The 16,006-nt window shown below is 70.9% G+C and carries 13 protein-coding genes, 1 tRNA gene and 1 pseudogene; 14 read left to right on the top strand and 1 reads right to left on the bottom strand.

The features are described 5' to 3' along the window. Positions 1-387 precede the first annotated feature (387 nt). The 7 genes and pseudogenes from BFN33_RS18175 to BFN33_RS18145 form a co-directional block, all read left to right on the top strand. On the top strand, positions 388-912 hold the full coding sequence (locus tag BFN33_RS18175; protein ID WP_069761105.1) for a MarR family winged helix-turn-helix transcriptional regulator: 525 nt from the start codon (positions 388-390) through the stop codon (positions 910-912). Between the two features lie 193 nt (positions 913-1,105). After that, the gene (locus tag BFN33_RS18170) at positions 1,106-1,756 is read left to right on the top strand and encodes a GntR family transcriptional regulator (RefSeq protein WP_069761104.1); all 651 of its coding nucleotides are present in this window, start codon (positions 1,106-1,108) and stop codon (positions 1,754-1,756) included. 48 nt (positions 1,757-1,804) lie between these two features. Further along, complete coding sequence (locus BFN33_RS18165) at positions 1,805-2,554, top strand: PIG-L deacetylase family protein (RefSeq protein WP_069761103.1); 750 nt, start codon at positions 1,805-1,807, stop codon at positions 2,552-2,554. Next, positions 2,551-3,255 (top strand): 4-carboxy-4-hydroxy-2-oxoadipate aldolase/oxaloacetate decarboxylase, encoded by a 705-nt coding sequence (locus BFN33_RS18160; RefSeq protein WP_069761102.1) that lies wholly within the window; start codon positions 2,551-2,553, stop codon positions 3,253-3,255. Before BFN33_RS18165 ends, BFN33_RS18160 begins: the two co-directional genes overlap by 4 nt. Beyond that, positions 3,252-4,337: a 4-oxalomesaconate tautomerase gene (locus tag BFN33_RS18155; protein WP_370743298.1), complete on the top strand. Its 1,086-nt coding sequence runs from the start codon at positions 3,252-3,254 to the stop codon at positions 4,335-4,337. The genes BFN33_RS18160 and BFN33_RS18155 overlap by 4 nt, the downstream gene beginning before the upstream one ends. Continuing rightward, positions 4,334-5,284: a catechol 2,3-dioxygenase gene (locus BFN33_RS18150; protein WP_069761101.1), complete on the top strand. Its 951-nt coding sequence runs from the start codon at positions 4,334-4,336 to the stop codon at positions 5,282-5,284. The genes BFN33_RS18155 and BFN33_RS18150 overlap by 4 nt, the downstream gene beginning before the upstream one ends. A 38-nt stretch (positions 5,285-5,322) precedes the next feature. Further along, a pseudogene (locus BFN33_RS18145) lies at positions 5,323-5,616 on the top strand (MFS transporter); the annotation flags it as partial. Between the two features lie 333 nt (positions 5,617-5,949). On the opposite strand, the gene BFN33_RS18140 reads toward BFN33_RS18145, so the two are convergent. Continuing rightward, positions 5,950-6,528 (bottom strand): TetR/AcrR family transcriptional regulator, encoded by a 579-nt coding sequence (locus BFN33_RS18140; RefSeq protein ID WP_069761099.1) that lies wholly within the window; start codon positions 6,526-6,528, stop codon positions 5,950-5,952. Between the two features lie 175 nt (positions 6,529-6,703). On the opposite strand from BFN33_RS18140, the gene BFN33_RS18135 reads away from it, so the two are divergent. The 7 genes from BFN33_RS18135 (at position 6,704) to BFN33_RS18105 (ending at position 16,004) form a co-directional block, all read left to right on the top strand. After that, complete coding sequence (locus BFN33_RS18135; protein WP_069761098.1) at positions 6,704-8,131, top strand: MFS transporter; 1,428 nt, start codon at positions 6,704-6,706, stop codon at positions 8,129-8,131. Between the two features lie 82 nt (positions 8,132-8,213). Next, positions 8,214-8,287, top strand: a tRNA-Pro gene (locus BFN33_RS18130). A gap of 706 nt (positions 8,288-8,993) precedes the next feature. Next, positions 8,994-10,472: a sugar transferase gene (locus tag BFN33_RS18125; RefSeq protein ID WP_079140872.1), complete on the top strand. Its 1,479-nt coding sequence runs from the start codon at positions 8,994-8,996 to the stop codon at positions 10,470-10,472. A 73-nt stretch (positions 10,473-10,545) separates the two neighbouring features. Next, the gene (locus tag BFN33_RS18120; protein ID WP_069761096.1) at positions 10,546-11,862 is read left to right on the top strand and encodes a nucleotide sugar dehydrogenase; all 1,317 of its coding nucleotides are present in this window, start codon (positions 10,546-10,548) and stop codon (positions 11,860-11,862) included. Continuing rightward, complete coding sequence (locus tag BFN33_RS18115) at positions 11,852-13,126, top strand: glycosyltransferase family 4 protein (RefSeq protein WP_069761095.1); 1,275 nt, start codon at positions 11,852-11,854, stop codon at positions 13,124-13,126. Before BFN33_RS18120 ends, BFN33_RS18115 begins: the two co-directional genes overlap by 11 nt. After that, positions 13,123-14,487, top strand: a complete 1,365-nt coding sequence (locus BFN33_RS18110) for a Wzz/FepE/Etk N-terminal domain-containing protein (protein WP_069761094.1) — start codon at positions 13,123-13,125, stop codon at positions 14,485-14,487. The genes BFN33_RS18115 and BFN33_RS18110 overlap by 4 nt, the downstream gene beginning before the upstream one ends. Further along, entirely contained in the window at positions 14,484-16,004 is a 1,521-nt protein-coding gene (locus BFN33_RS18105) for a Wzz/FepE/Etk N-terminal domain-containing protein (RefSeq protein WP_069761093.1), read from the top strand. The genes BFN33_RS18110 and BFN33_RS18105 overlap by 4 nt, the downstream gene beginning before the upstream one ends. The last annotated feature ends 2 nt before the right edge of the window (positions 16,005-16,006 follow it).

The following is a 16,006-nucleotide window of genomic DNA, read 5'->3' as shown; positions in this document are numbered from 1 at the left end:
GCCGCCCTGGACGAGACGGCCCGTACGGATCCGCCCGCCCGCGGAACGGACCCGCTCACGCATGCCGATCAGGCCGTAATCACCGCCGGGGGAGGGGTAGTCGGCGTGGACGGACTTCATCGTGGCCATGGGGTGTCTCACTTTCTGCAGGGGTGCGGCGGGGGTGTCGCCGGGCCCGGCGCCGGACAGGGGGGAGTCGGTCCGCCCGCCGGGCCCGGGACCGCGCCGTTCCCCGTCCCCACGGGTCGGGCGCGAGGGCCCGCGTCCGCTCGAGGCGGGCCCTGTCTGTGCCGTCTTACTTGACTTAGGCAAGCACACGCGAGTTACTTAAGTCAAGCAATCAATCGGGGCTTACTTAAGTTAGGCAACTACCTCTGGAGTGGCGCCATGTCCGCACAGAATCCCGCGTCGGCGGCAGGTGTGTCGGCGAACGTGGTCGAGATCGAGTACGTCCTCAGCCGAATGACCTATGTGGCGGGGAGGGCCCGGCAGCACGAGCGGCTGATGGCGGCAGCCGGGCTCGATCTGGACCGGGCGGCCGTGGCCATCCTGCGGAACATCGCGGCGAGCGACCCGGTGCGTCCGGGCGTACTGGCGGTCCGGCTGTCCGTGGAGGCCTCCCATGTCACCCGGCAGCTGCGGCAGTTGGAGCGGATCGGGCACGTCGTGCGGATCGCCGACCCGGACGACCGCCGGGCCCAGCTCGTGCAACTCACGGACGCGGGCCTCGCGGCGGTGGAGCGCATACGCGAGGCGAGCCGCCGGGGCGTCGAGCTGGCCCTCGCCGACTGGACCCCGGACGACCTGGAGCGGTTCGCCACGCTCTTCCGCCGACTGGTCCACGACTTCGTCGCCCACGCCGAGACCCCGCTCGACCTCCCCGACCGGGCCTCCGCCGGGAGCTCTCGGTGACCGGTCCGTGACGCGTACGTCCACGTCTCGGCGTTGGCCGGGTGCCGGGTCGGCGCGGCGGACGCTGCGGCTGGAACCCGTACACACGGATGCATGCGCCGGTAGCCATGAGCGCGATACGGCGGACAAAATTGTTGACAATCTTGTTTGGCTAGTTTTACGTTCGACAGGCACTCACTCAGGGAGGGCAGCGATGCCGAAAGAAGCCCGTCCGAGCACCGGGGAGCAGGCCAAGCAGCATGCGCTCGCGCAGCTGCGGCAGGCGATCCTGCATGGCGAGATGGCGCCGGCGCAGCGGCTGGTGGAGAACGAGCTCGCCGAGCAGTTCGGTGTGACACGGGCCAGCATCCGGGCCGCACTCATCGATCTGGAGGCCCAGGGCCTCGTCGAGCGGATCCGCAACCGGGGTTCCCGGGTGCGGGTGGTGACCGTCGAGGAGGCGGTCGCCATCACCGAGTGCCGCATGGTCCTCGAAGGGCTGTGCGCGGCCAAGGCGGCGACCCTGGCCAGTGACGAGCAGCTCGCCGAGCTGACCGAACTGGGCACGGCGATGACCAAGGCGGTGGCCGACGGCGAGCCGATGACCTACTCCGAGCTCAACCAGGAGCTGCACGCCAGGGTGCGGGAGTTCTCGGGCCAGCGGACCGCCGTGGATCTGCTGGAACGGCTGAACGCCCAACTGGTGCGCCACCGCTTCCAGTTGGCGCTTCGCCCGGGACGGCCGCAGCACTCCCTGAACGAGCATCTGGCGATGATCGAGGCGATCAGGGCCAGGGACCCGCAGGCGGCAGAGAAGGCCGTCCGCGCCCACCTCACCAGCGTGATCGAGGCGCTGCGCGACTGAGCCGCGCGAGGCGGGCGCGAACCTGTCCACTTCAAGGAGATGTCCGTAATGACGCAGTCAGGCGCGCCCGCCACTCCACGTTCGACACTGGTGATCACCGCGCATGCCGGGGACTTCGTGTGGCGGGCGGGCGGAGCCATCGCCCTGGCCGCCTCCCGGGGTGAGAAGGTCACCATCGCCTGTCTGACCTTCGGTGAACGCGGGGAGTCCGCCAAGGCCTGGCGCGAGGGCAGGAAGCTCGACGAGATCAAGGCGATACGCCGGGACGAGGCCGAGCGCGCCGCCGCGACCCTCGGCGCCGAGGTGCGTTTCTTCGACGCGGGCGACTACCCGCTGGTCGCCACCGCCGAGTTGACCGACGAGCTCGTCGAGGTCTACCGGTCCACCCAGCCCGACGTCGTGCTCACCCACCCGGTCGAGGACCCGTACAACGGCGACCACCCGGCCGCCAACCGGATGGCCCTGGAGGCCCGGATCCTGGCGCAGGCCATCGGCTACCCGGGCGAGGGCGAGATCATCGGTGCCCCGCCCGTCTTCTACTTCGAGCCCCACCAGCCCGAGATGAGCGGCTTCAGGCCCGAGGTGCTCCTCGACATCACCGAAGTGTGGGAGACCAAGCGCAAGGCCATGGAGTGCCTCGGCGCCCAGCAGCACCTGTGGGACTACTACACCGACCTCGCGGTCCGCCGGGGCGTCCAGCTCAAGCGCAACGCGGGCCCGAACCTGGGTCTGGCCCACAAGACCATGGCCGAGGCGTACATGCGCCCCTACCCGCAGATCGCGAAGGAGCTGGCGTGATGGGCGTGATCGTCACCAACCCGCCGAAGGCGGACCTGAAGGACGTCGACGCGCTGGCGCGGTACGGCGTGGCCACCGTCAGCGAGGTGATGGGCCGAACGGGCCTGCTGGGCCCGGCCGTTCGCCCCGTCCAGCAGGGCGTACGGGTCGCGGGCACGGCCGTCACCGTGATCGGCTGGCCCGGCGACAACCTCATGATCCACGCGGCCGTCGAGCAGTGCGGCGAGGGCGACCTCCTCGTCGTCACCACCACCTCGCCGTGCACGGACGGCCTGTTCGGCGAGCTGTTCGCCACCGCCCTGCAGCAGCGCGGGGTGCGCGGGGTCGTCACCAACACCGGCATCAGGGACACCCAGGAGCTGCGTGACATGGGCTTCGCCGCCTGGTCCCGCGCGGTCTCCTCGCAGGGCACGGTCAAGGCCACGGGCGGCTCGGTCAACGTGCCGATCGCCATCGACGGCCAGGTGATCCGCCCGGGCGACGTGATCCTCGCCGACGACGACGGTGTCGTGGTCGTCCCGCGCGAGCGGGTGGCCGAGACCGTGGAGAGGTCCGAGGCCCGCGAGGCCAAGGAGGCCGCCACCCGCGCCGCCTTCGTCGAGGGCCAACTGGGCCTGGACCGCTACGGCTTGCGGGAGACGCTGAAGAGGCTCGGGGTGGAGTACCGGACGTACGAGGAGTACGAGGGGGAGCGGCCGTGACCGAGGGGGTGCCCTGTCTGCTGATGCGGGGCGGCACGTCCAAGGGCGCCTACTTCCTCGCCGACGACCTGCCCGCCGAACCCGCCCGGCGCGACGACCTGTTGCTGCGGATCATGGGCAGCCCGGACGAGCGGCAGATCGACGGCCTGGGCGGCGCGCACCCGCTCACCAGCAAGGTCGCCGTGATCTCCCGGTCCGTCGACCCGGAGGCCGATGTCGACTACCTCTTCCTCCAAGTAGCGGTCGACCGGCCAGAGGTGAGCGACCGTCAGAACTGCGGGAACATCCTCGCCGGCGTCGGCCCGTTCGCCGTCGAGCGCGGACTAGTCCCGGCGGGGGAGCAGGAGACCTCCGTGCGGATCCGTATGGTCAACACCGGCGACCACGCGACGGCGACCTTCCCGACCCCCGGGGGCCGGGTGCGGTACACGGGGGACGCCGAGATCTCGGGCGTGCCGGGGACGGCCGCGCCCGTGGTGATCGAGTTTCCGCCGGGCGCCGGGGAGTTGTTGCCCACCGGCAAGGCCGTCGACGTCATCGACGGTGTCGAGGTGACCTGCGTGAACAACGGCATGCCGACCGTCCTGATCGCGGCGGCCTCCCTCCAGGTCACCGGCTACGAGCGGCCCCGGGACCTGGAGGAGGACCTCGCCCTCGCCGACCGGCTGCACGCCATACGGCTGACGGCGGGCCGTCTGATGGGCCTCGGGGACGTGTCCGACGCCACCGTCCCCAAGCTCACGCTGCTCGCACCGCCGCGTGACGGCGGTGCGGTCACCACCCGCACCTTCATCCCCGTGCGCTGCCACACCTCCATCGGAGTCCTGGGCGCGGCCAGTGTTGCCGCGGGCCTGCGGATCGAGGGCGGTGTGGGCAGCGGCCTCGCGGCGATCGATCCCGGCAGCGAACGCGTCCGCATAGAACACCCCACGGGATTCCTGGACATCGAGAGCAGGCTGGCCGCCACACCCGGCGGCCTGCCCTCCGCCCGGCGCACCGCCGTGGTGCGCACGGCCCGCAAGATCTTCGACGGCACCGTCTTCCCCCGGGCCGCGGACCGACCCACAGGAGGTCACCGATGACTCCGCCGCTCGGCGACATCGCCCACATCGGCCACACCCAGCTCTTCACCCCGGACCTGGATGCCAGCGTCGCCTTCTTCACCGACTACCTGGGCCTGACGGTCAACGGCCAGGACGGCGACACGGTGTATCTGCGGACCTACGACGACTACGAGCACCACAGCCTGGTCCTCACCGCCCGCGAACAGCCCGGCCTCGGCCGGCTCGCCCTGCGCACCTCCAGCGAGGAGGCACTTCACCGCCGTATCAAGGCCGTTGAGGAGTCGGGCGGCACGGGCAGGTGGGTCGAGGACGAACCCGGCCTGGGAAAGCTGTACGTCACCACCGACCCGGACGGCCATGAACACGCCCTCTACTGGGAGAGCGAGTACTACCGGGCCCCCGAGGAACTCCGGCCGGCGCTGAAGAACCAGCCGCAGGCCAAGCCCAACAGGGGAGTGGGCGTACGGCGGTTGGACCACATCAACTTCCTCGCCGCCGACGTGCTCGCCAACGCCGAGTTCCAGCAGAACATCCTCGGCGCCCGGCCCACCGAGCAGATCCGGCTGGACAGCGGGGCGATCGCGGCGCGCTGGCTGACGTACACGAACAAGTCGTACGACGTCGTCTACACCTCGGACTGGACCGGCAGCGAGGGACGGCTGCACCACATCGCCTTCGCGACCGACACCCGTGAGGACGTCCTGCGCGCGGCCGATCTCGCCATCGACACCGGCGTGTTCATCGAGACGGGCCCCCACAAGCACGCCATCCAGCAGACGTTCTTCCTGTACGTCTACGAGCCCGGCGGCAACCGCGTCGAGCTGTGCAACCCGCTCACCCGGCTGGTTCTGGCGCCCGACTGGCCGCTCGTCACCTGGACCGAGGAGGAGCGGAAGAAGGGACAGGCCTGGGGGCTGCAGACCATCGCGTCGTTCCACACGCACGGGACGCCGCCGGTCGGCTGACGGTTCGGAGCCACCCCCGCGTCGAAGCCTGAGCATCGACGGGGGTCTTCCTCAACAGTGCCCAGACGATGATCTACGCGACGATCTCGATCAGCTCCGACGCGGACAACCGGGCCACCGCGGTCGGCTGGACCTCCGGCATGTGCCGCTTCGGCGCCGTCTTCGGTCCGTGGCTCGGCGGCCGGCTCCTCGCCTCCGGCAACGGCGACTGGGGCTTCACCGCCTTCGCCATCGCCGGCCTGTCGTCCATGGTCTTCATCGGCATCGCCGCCCTGCGCGGCTCCCGCAGAACTGCCACCGACAGCGAGCGGGAACTGGTCGCCGCGCACTGACCCGCACTGCCGCCCCGGGGGCGAGGACGAACGCCGGCCACCGCGAGGACGCGGGAGCCGGCGTTCGGCGCGCCGGATCAGGTTCGGGGGCGCCGAGGGTGTCGTCGGCCGGTGGGGCGCCTCTCCTGCTCGCTCCCGCCCGCTCGGCCGTCCCTGTCGTGGGCCGCGTGGTCGCTCTCGCGTACGAGCTGCGAATCCGCGTGACTTGACGGACCGCGCTTCCGAACCGGGGGTCCCGGCGCCGGGTTGGGGGCGCGGGGAACTGCGCGGGCAGCTCCACCACCCGCACCCGCCGAACGGCCGGTCGCCCCGAGTTCTCAGGCGCTGACCGGCTCAGCGCGACACGCGCACCCCGTCCAGCGCGATCGACAACACCCGATCGCGCTGGGCGTCGTCGTCGAAGGCCGTCGCCGTGATGCCGGCGACCATCCGCAACAGGTCCACGAAGTCCATGTCCCGCCGCGCCTGACCAGCCTCCTGCGCCCGCTCGAGCAACGGCCCGCCCGCCGCGTACATCGAGTCCCGGCAGGCCGCGAAGATCTCCGACTCGTCGTTGAGGGCCTCGCGGACGGCCCGCTTGGTCACCATGTAGCCCGCGAACCGGTCGAGCCAGGCGGTAAGGGCCTGCCAGGGCTCCTGGTCGGCGACGTCCTGAGCCACCTGCACCAGGGTGTTCACGTCGTCCGCGTAGACCGTCTCGAAGAGATGGCGACGGGTGGGGAAGTTCCGGTACAGCGTGCCGATGCCCACGCCCGCCCGGCGCGCGATGTCCTCCAGCGAGGCCTCCGCCCCGTGCTCCGCGAACGCCTCGCGCGCGGCGGCCAGCAGGGCGTCGTAGTTGCGGGCGGCGTCCTTCCGGTGGGGCCGGCGGGACGCGACGATCTCGGTGACGGGGAACGACGGGGCGGTCACGGCTGCCTCCCGGAAAGGAAACGGAGGTGCACCTCCGGTACGGGTTGAAGCGGAGGCTTGCCTCCGCTAGAGTGGAGGCGTACCTCCACTTTAGCAGTCGAGGTGCCTCCATCGTCCTTTCCGCGACCGCTTCCCACGAGGCTCCGGCCGCACTCTGTGTTCGGAGAGGCTCTTCATGCCCCGCACGTCCACCCGCCTCACCTTCGCGGTCCTCGCGACCGGTGCCGGCGTGTTCTCCATGCTCCAGTCGCTGATCGCGCCGGCCCTGCCGACCGTCCAGCACGCGCTGCACACCTCGCAGTCCACCGTGACCTGGGTGATGACCGCGTATCTGCTGTCCGCCTCGATCTTCACGCCGATCCTCGGCCGCGTCGGCGACCTGATCGGCAAGAAGGGCACGCTCGTCGCCGTCCTCGTGACCGTGGCGGTCGGCTGTCTCCTCGCCGCGCTCGCGCCGAGCATCGGCGTACTCATCGTCGCCCGGGTCGTCCAGGGTGTCGGCGGTGCCCTCTTCCCGCTCTCCTTCGGCATCATCCGGGACGAGTTCGCGGCGTCCCAGGTGAGTGGCTCCATCAGCAACCTCTCCGCCGTGATCGCCGCCGGCGGTGGCGTCGGCATGGTGGCGGCCGGTCCGATCGTGACCGCGCTCGACTACCGCTGGCTGTTCTGGATCCCGGTCGCCATCGTGATCGCCGCCACCCTCATCGCCGTACGGTATGTGCCCGAGTCGCCCAACCGGGCGCAGGGGAACATCAACTGGCTCGGTGCCGTCCTGCTGTCTGCCTGGCTGGTCGCGCTGCTGCTGCCGCTCAGCCGGGCGGGCACCTGGGGCTGGGGCTCGGCCAGGGTGCTCGGTCTGTTCGGTGCGGCCGTCGTGCTGTTCGCGCTGTGGCTGTACTCCGAGGCCCGCTCCCGCAGCCCGCTGATCGACCTGAAGGTGATGCGCCTGCCCGCCGTCCGGACCACCAACGCCGCCGCGCTGCTCTTCGGCGCCGGGATGTACTCGATCTGGTCCTTCCTGCCGGGCTTCGTCCAGACGCCGTCGTCGGCCGGGTACGGCTTCGGCGCGAGCGTCACCGCCGCCGGGCTGCTCATGCTGCCGATGCTGGTGGCGATGTTCTTCTCCGGTGTGCTCAGCGGCCGTCTGGAGCCGGTCGTCGGCGCCAAGTCCCTCTTGGTGACCGGTGCCGCGCTGGGCGCGGTGGCCTGCGGCTTCCTCGCCCTCTGGCACGACGAGCAGTGGCAGATCGCCGTGGTCGCGGGCCTGTTCGGCCTCGGCATCGGGCTCGCCTTCGCCTCCATGGCCAACCTGATCGTGGGCAGCGTCCCGGCCGACCAGACCGGCGCCGCCACCGGTATGAACGCCAACATCCGCACCATCGGCGGCTCCATCGGCGCGGCCGTCACCAGCGTCCTGGTCACCGGGCAGCTGCAGTCCTCGGGACTGCCGTACGAGTCCGGCTACACCCACGGCTTCACCCTGCTGGCGGTGCTGTGCCTGGCGGCGGCGCTGGCGGCCCTGCTGGTTCCGGTACGGTGGGCCGGGCGCCGGGTCGTCACCGGGACCACGGAGCTTCGCGAGCCGGTCACCACCCGGGGCTGACCTTTCCGCCAGTCGGTCCGGCCGCGCGTGTGAGGTAGGGTTCACCTGCGCGATCACACGGAACATCCGTGGGAGACGTGGCCGGGACGTGGCGCAGCTTGGTAGCGCACTTGACTGGGGGTCAAGGGGTCGCAGGTTCAAATCCTGTCGTCCCGACGGTCGAAGGGTCTTCGCAGGCGGGAGCCTGCGGGGGCCCTTTTCACATGCGTCGGGACCGGCCCTCGGCTGCCTGTGTGCGACCGTCCACGAGGCCTCTTGTCGAGGCGAGTTCAACAGCTCGTCCAGTGGAGCCGCCAACCGGCCCTGAGGCTTCCGAGACTCCCGTCGTCGCAGGTCACGAGGTCCGCCTTGGTGGCCGAAGTACCCGCTGTGGTGATGGCTTCATCGGCCAATCTTCAAATCGTAAGCACATATTCCACACATGCCCCTCTGCAGACGGGTGTCCATGGTCTAGATTGACCTTGCTGCCCATGCTGGGACACGAGCGACAAATAGCGATCTATGGGCCTAGTGCTGCGGACGAATAAGCAGAAACGTCTCAGCTCCAGGCCCGGGGGTGATCAGTTTTTGGAGCCCGAGGGGGGCTTCGGGTGCGGGGAGCATCCGAGGTTTCGGTGGGTTCCCGCGCAACTCGAGACGCTGGCGGTACGCGCAAGTGCGCTGCCGCCAGGGTGAGTTGCTCACGTGGCGCTGAAGTGTCCGGCAGGTCATGCGCGGGGGTGCGGTGTCTCCCGGGAGAGGAACAGCGCGGCGTGGGGCGGGGGGCCCTGCGAGGGGCGGAACTTTGCGGGGGGCGGGGGCTCCCGGGGGGAGGAACGGTGTTTGGCATCCACGTCGTACCACTGGGGACCTGGGGGGTTCTGTGCGGCAGGGGGGAATAGTCAGCCCCTTTCCGTCGGCGCACGAGCGTCTGACGAAAGGGGCGATCAACCGGTCGGCAAACGACTGGGAGCAGCGGTACCGCCGTACCGTGATCATCAGCGATACCTCGGCCACCGCCTTCGTGGTGGCGGGGATCGGCAACTTCTTCGGAGCCCGGGACGCGGCCAACTGGCACGAGAAATGGGGGATACTCGCCTTCGGCACCGAACTGCTGGTGCTGGGAGCACTTGCGGTGGGCCGGGCGTGGGCTCCGGCCGTACTCGGCCAGGGTGCCGAGGAATTCCGCCGGCTGGGGCGCTCGCTGTTCGCGGCGACCGTCGTGCTGGCGCTCGGCGGGATCGCCCTCACCTCACGCAACATCAAGCTCTGGATCTTCGTCGCGATCCCCGCTATCGCGCTGGTCACCATGACCGCGCGGTATGTGCTCCGCCTCAGGCTGCACAAACAGCGTAAGGACGGACAGTGCCTGAGACCGGTGCTCGCTGCCGGGAGCCCGGCCACCGTGCGTGACCTGATCGCCCGCACCCGCAAGTTCCCGCACCTCGGCTGGCGCGTGGACGCGGTGTGCACCACCGACGGTCTCGGCATCGAGGGCGACGAACTGGACGGAGTGCGGGTCATCGGCGTGCTCGAGGACGTCGCCAAGCACGTCCACCACGACGGCTACCGGGTCGTCGCGGTCACCCCGGACCCGCACTGGTCACCGGACCGGCTGCAGCGGCTGGCCTGGAACCTCGAAGGCAGCGAGGCCGAGATGGTCGTCGCCCCCGTGCTGATGGAGGTGGCCGGCCCGCGCCTGCACGTCGACGCGGTGCTCGGGATCCCGCTGCTGCGGGTCAGCATGCCGACCTTCACCGGGGGCCGCCGGGCGATCAAAGGGGTCGTCGACAGAGTGGGCGCGGCGATCCTGTTGATGCTGTTCGCGCCGCTGATGGTGCTCGTCGCGCTGCTCGTGCTCGCGGACAGCCGGGGCGGAGCGTTCTACCGCCAGCGCAGGGTCGGCAAGGACGGCCGCGAGTTCACCATTCTCAAGTTCCGCACCATGGTCACCGGGGCCGACACGGCACGTGCCGAGCTCATCGAACTCAACGAGGGCGCGGGGCTGCTGTTCAAGCTCCGCCGGGATCCGCGGGTGACCCGGGTGGGAACGGTGCTGCGCCGGTACTCGCTCGACGAACTCCCGCAGCTTTTCAACGTATTGACCGGATCGATGTCGCTCGTCGGTCCGCGGCCTCCGCTGCCGGAGGAGTCCGCCGCGTACGGCCCGGACATCCGGCGGCGGCTGCTGGTCAAGCCCGGGCTCACCGGCCTGTGGCAGATCAGCGGACGCAGCGACCTGCCCTGGGACGAGGCGGTCCGCCTCGACCTGCGGTACGTGGAGGACTGGTCGCTGGCCCTGGACACAGTGATCCTGTGGAAGACGCTGCGTGCGGTGCTCCACGGCCAGGGGGCGTACTGATGCGCGGGGGCCGTAGACCGGTCGGCGCGCGAACCGCAGGCCACAAGGGCCTGCCTGGGGGAGGGGACGCGTCATGAAGGTCAGCGTTTTCGGGCTCGGCTACGTGGGCTGCGTTTCGGCCGCGTGCCTGGCCGGCATGGGTCACGAGGTCATCGGCGTCGACGTCAACCAGGTGAAGGTCGACCTGGTCAACGACGGCAAGGCCCCGGTGGTCGAGGAGCGGATCGGCGAGCTCATCAGCGACGTCGTGCGGACGGGAGCGCTGCGCGCCACCGCCGACGTCCGTGAGGCGATCATGGACAGCGAGGTGTCGCTGGTCTGCGTGGGCACCCCGTCGGAGCCCAACGGCAGCCTGTGCACCACCTACTTGGAGCGGGTCACCGAGGAGATCGGCGCGGCGCTGGCCGAGCGGGGCGGGCGGCACACCGTCGTGTTCCGCAGCACCATGCTCCCGGGCACCTGCCTGAACCTGCTCGTACCGATCCTGGAGAAGTACGTCGGCGGCACGGCCGGGGTGGACGTCGGGGTCGCGGTCAACCCGGAGTTCCTGCGCGAGGGCACGAGCGTGCGGGACTTCTTCGACCCGCCCAAGACCGTCATCGGCGAACTCGACCCGGCCAGCGGCGACGCGGTGCTGGCCCTGTACGACGGCCTGCCCGGCGAGGTGTTCCGGGTCCCGATCCCGACGGCCGAGGCGATCAAGTACGCGGACAACGCGTTCCACGGCCTCAAGATCGGCTTCGCGAACGAACTGGGCGCGGTGTGCCAGGCGCTCGGGGTGGACTCGCACCAGGTGATCGACGTCTTCCTGGCCGACCGCAAGCTGAACATCAGCCCCGCCTACCTGCGGCCCGGCTTCGCCTTCGGCGGCTCCTGCCTGCCCAAGGACCTGCGCAGTCTGGTCCACGCGGCACAGCGGGCCGACGTCTCGGTGCCCATCCTGGCCCATGTGCTGCCCTCCAACGCCGCACATCTGCAGCGCGCGGTGGAGCTGGTCGAGCGCACCGGCAAGCGCCGGGTGGGCCTGTTCGGGCTGTCCTTCAAACCGGGCACCGACGACCTCCGCGAGAGCCCGCTCGTCGAGCTGGCGGAGAGGCTCTTCGGCAAGGGTTACGACCTGCGGATCTACGACGCCAACGTGAGCCTGTCCCGGCTGATCGGCGCGAACCGCGAATACATCGAGACCCGGCTGCCGCACCTCGCGCAGCTGCTGGCGAGCTCCGTCGACGAGGTGCTCGAGCACGCCGAGGTGTGCCTGGTCGGGACCAAGGATCCGGCCGTCCTGTCGGCGCTGCCCCATGGCGACGGCCCGGTGATCGTCGACCTCATCCACCTTCCCGACGCCGAGAAGCGCCGGACCGAACCGGGGTACATAGGCCTTGCTTGGTAACACGTCGTTTGACGACACAGCCGGCGGCGACGGGTCGAACCGTCGCGCGCTGATCCTGGTGGAGAACCTGTCGGTGCCGTTCGACCGGCGGGTGTGGCAGGAGTGCACGACGCTGCGCGACGCGGGCTGGACGGTGCACGTCATCTGCCCCCAGGGGGAGAAGCGGGACACCGAACCGGAGGCGGAGATCGACGGGGTGCGCATCCATCGCTACCCGTTGCGCGCCGCCACCGGAGGCCCCGCCGGCTACCTGCGGGAATACGGATCGGCGCTGTGGCACACGGCCCGGCTGGCCCGCAAGGTCGGCCCGGTCGACGTGGTCCACGCCTGCAACCCGCCCGACCTGCTGTTCCTGCCGGCACTGTGGCTGAAGCGGCGCGGCGCGCGGTTCGTCTTCGACCAGCACGACCTGGTGCCGGAGCTGTACCTCTCCCGGTTCGACCGCGGCGAAGACCTGCTCTACCGCGCCGTGTGCGCGCTGGAACGGCGGACCTACCGGGCCGCGGACATCGTCCTCGCCACGAACGAGAGCTACCGGGACGTCGCGGTGCGCCGTGGCGGCCGACGCCCTGAGGACGTCTTCGTGGTGCGCAGCGCACCCGCGATCGAGCGGTTCCAACCGGTGCCGCCCGAGCCCCAATTGAAGCGCGGCAAGCCTCATCTGCTGTGCTATCTCGGGGTCATGGGCCCGCAGGACGGCGTCGACTACGCCCTGCGCGCCCTCGCGAAGCTGCGTGACGAGTTCGGGCGGACCGACTGGCACGCGGTGTTCGTCGGCGCCGGCGACGCCTTCGACGCGATGGTGGAGCTGTCCCGGCAGCTCGGGCTCTCCGAGCAGGTGCAGTTCACGGGGCGCATTCCGGACGCCGACCTGGTGCGCTACCTGTCGACCGCGGACGTGTGCCTTTCTCCCGACCCACGCAATCCGCTCAACGACGTGTCGACCATGAACAAGGTCCTGGAGTACATGGCGATGGGCCGGCCGATCGTCTCGTTCGACCTGAAGGAGGCGCGCGTCTCCGCCGGTGACGCCGCCGTCTACGCGCCCGCCAACGACGAGGCCGAGTTCGCCAAGCTCATCACGGTGCTGCTCGACGATCCGGAGAAGCGGGCCGGGATGGGCAAGATCGGCCAGGAGCGGATCAGCGGTCCGCTCTCCTGGCGGAACTCGCAGGCCTCGCTGCTCGCCGCGTACGCCGCCGCCTGCGGCACCCCGGGCTCGGCCGGCAAGGCCGTCCGGACAAGGAAGAGGCCGGGGCGTTGAACGAAGACACGATTCGTCTGGCCACGATCGGGCGGATACTCCGTCGGCGGTGGCGCCTTCTCGCCACCCTCGCATTGGTGGGCGCGCTCGTCGGCTACGGCGCCTCCGTGCTGTTCCCGCCGCGGTACACGGCCTCGGCATCGGTGCTGTTGCCGGGGCAGTGGGAGGAGCGCGAGCTGCTCACCCAGGTGGATGTCGCGACCAGTTCGACGGTGGTGGACCAGGCGGCCACCGCGCTCGACTGGAGCGGTGTCAGCGGCACCGATCTGCGGGATCGCGTGAGCGCCAAGGCCTCCGACGGGAACATCATCAAGATCTCGGGTACGGCCGACACCCCGAAGCGGGCCCAGCAGCTGTCCGACCAGGTCGCCCAGCAGTTCGTGAAGTTCGCCGCGCGGGTCTCGGGCGGCGCCGACTCCGCGGCGGCCACGGGAGCCGAGGCGCTGCGGCAGAAGGTGGCGGAGACCAACCGCCGCATCAGCGACCTGGCCAAGGCGGCCGATCCCGGGCAGACCGTGGAGAGCGTCCAGGCCCGCACCGCGCTCGAGAACCTGCGCACCTCGCTGGAGGATGCCATGCAGAAGCTGGACCAGGCCGACCCGTCGACCAACAAGGCCGGCATGGTCGTCATGGGCCCGGCACCCCGCCCGACCGGCGAGGCGCCCCCGACAAGGGTCCAGCTCGTCGTGGCCGGAGCACTGCTGTTCTTCCTGCTCGCGGTCATCGGCCATCTCGTCGCAGCCCGGATGAACCGCCGGCTGCGCACCGAACCCGAGATCGCCGCGGCGCTGGGCTCGGCGGTCCTCGGCACCGTCGACGTGCCCGGTGACTGGAGCGCGCACCGGCCGGAAGGCGGGGGCCCACGGGCCAGGATCCGCCGGTTCCTCGGTGTCGACACCCGGTGGGACCTGCCCGTCCCGCAGCGGTCCGGCGACGAGGCCGACAGGCGGATCCGCTATCGGCGGGTGTGCGCTCGACTCCGGGAACAACTGCCCACCCCTCGACGGCTGCTGGTCGTCGTACCGGACGGCGACGAGATCGCCCGCCGGGCCGCCGGACAGCTCGTCGCCGAGGCCAAGAGCGATCCGCTGCTGCGGATGGTGGAGGTCTCGGTGGACCGGCCGACGGTGCAGGACCGAGTCAACGAGTCCGGTGCCGTGGTCGTTCTCAGCGCGGGCAGCTGGACCGCGGAGGAGCTCGCCGGCATCGCCGAGGCGTGCGCGGACGGCAGGCACGAGGTCGTCGGCGTCGTCGTCGCCGGCCTGGTCCAGGCCCGCCCCACACGGTCGGGCAGCCAGCTTCCGGACGACGCCACCCTGGCGCTCGCGATGCCCGGCCACGCGACGGGAGGCTCGGCGTGACGACAAGTACAGCTTCGGAGTCGTCGGCGGCCACTCCGCTGCTCGATCTGCAGTCCCTGGTGGTGTCGGTGCGCAGGCGCCGCCGCCTCTGGTCCGCCATGGCGCTGCTCGGACTGCTGGCCGGCGCGGCGGTGGCGGTCCTGATGCCGCCGCCGCCGACCGCGGTGACCAAGTTGCTGGTCGCGCACGAGGAGGACCAGCCGAACGACCCGGGAACCCTGATCCGCACCGACGTCCAGCTGCTGGGGACCACGCGGATCGCCGAATCGGCCCTGCATTCCCTCAAGTCCTCGGAAAAGCCGGAGGACTTCATGCGGGACTACCGCGGAGCCGGCTTGACCAACAACCTGCTGCAGATCACTGTGACGGGCGACAGCGACGCGCAGGCGGTGGCCCGGGCCAAGGCGCTGGCCGACGCGTTCGTCGCGGACCATGTGAAGCGGGTGCGGGACACCGCGAAGGCCGAGGCCAACGCCCTGGTCGACCAGGAAACCCGCATGCGGAGCGAACTGGCCGAGGTCAACAAGCAGATCGGGGACCGGTCGCCGGACAGCGACCCGCAGGCCTCGGCGAGCATCGAGTCGCTCTTCGCCCGCCGCGCCGAGCTCAACTCGCGGATCGCCGACTTCGACCAGCGCGCCGCGGAGGCACGCATCGGCACGCCCAACGTCATCGCCGGCACACAGATCGTGGACGCCCCGCGCGCCGTGCGGCAGTCGCTGCCCAAGGCGGCCGCCACCGACGCCGCGATCGGGCTCGTCCTCGGGCTCGTCCTCGGGCTCGCGCTGGCCGCGGTCGGCGTCGTGGTGGCCGATCGCCCCGTGCTGCGCCGGGACATCGCGGCGAACCTGGGCGCCTCGGTCCTTGCGGAGCTGCCCCGCCGGTCGGGCAGGCTGGGGCGGCGCCGACGGACCAGGGCGACCCGCGAACGGCTCACCGCGACCCTCGCCCGCACCGTGCGCGGTTCCACGGAACCGGTGTCGCTGCTGGAACTGGGCTGTGCGCGCAGCGCGAGCGTGATCGCCCTGGACCTCGCCAGGGCGATGACGGCGGAGGTGCCCGTCTTCGTCGTCGACGGTCTGCCCGGCCCGCACCTCGCGAACCACCGCCCGAAGCCGGGAGACCCCACCGTGGTCAGCGGCGAGCGCGCCGCGGCCCTGCCGCCCGAGGAGCGCCGGCTCGGCGTCGGCTCGGTGGCGCCGGGCACGGCGTGGACCGATCTGCAGTACCTAGGCACCCAGACCGTGCTCGTCGTACGGGCCGGGCACGGCAGCGCCGCGTGGCTGCACACCGTGGCACGGCAACTCGCGGACCAGCGCATCCCGGTGATCGGTGTGGTGCTGATCGACCCCGATCCGCGTGACCGTACCGACGGCACGCTGTGGGACGGGCTGCACACCGCGCTGCGCGGCCGGAGCGAGCGGCCGTCCCGGCAGAACGGGACGGGCCGGCGGCGGTTGGAGCGGGAGCCGGTGTGGGCCGCACAGGGCCCGGACAACGACCAGGAAGCGCGGTAGGA

It is taken from the genome of Streptomyces sp. LUP47B, assembly GCF_001746295.1.
GTDB lineage: Bacteria > Actinomycetota > Actinomycetes > Streptomycetales > Streptomycetaceae > Streptomyces.
The sequence above is the reverse complement of the archived record's forward strand: the minus strand, read 5'-3'. Positions and strand labels throughout refer to the sequence as shown.

Bases quoted from the DNA above. Each gene is read 5' to 3' on its own strand.
- BFN33_RS18175 (WP_069761105.1), top strand. From the start codon at position 388: ATGTCCGCACAGAATCCCGCGTCGGCGGCAGGTGTGTCGGCGAACGTG.
- BFN33_RS18170 (WP_069761104.1), top strand. From the start codon at position 1,106: ATGCCGAAAGAAGCCCGTCCGAGCACCGGGGAGCAGGCCAAGCAGCAT.
- BFN33_RS18165 (WP_069761103.1), top strand. From the start codon at position 1,805: ATGACGCAGTCAGGCGCGCCCGCCACTCCACGTTCGACACTGGTGATC.
- BFN33_RS18150 (WP_069761101.1), top strand. From the start codon at position 4,334: ATGACTCCGCCGCTCGGCGACATCGCCCACATCGGCCACACCCAGCTC.
- BFN33_RS18135 (WP_069761098.1), top strand. From the start codon at position 6,704: ATGCCCCGCACGTCCACCCGCCTCACCTTCGCGGTCCTCGCGACCGGT.
- BFN33_RS18120 (WP_069761096.1), top strand. From the start codon at position 10,546: ATGAAGGTCAGCGTTTTCGGGCTCGGCTACGTGGGCTGCGTTTCGGCC.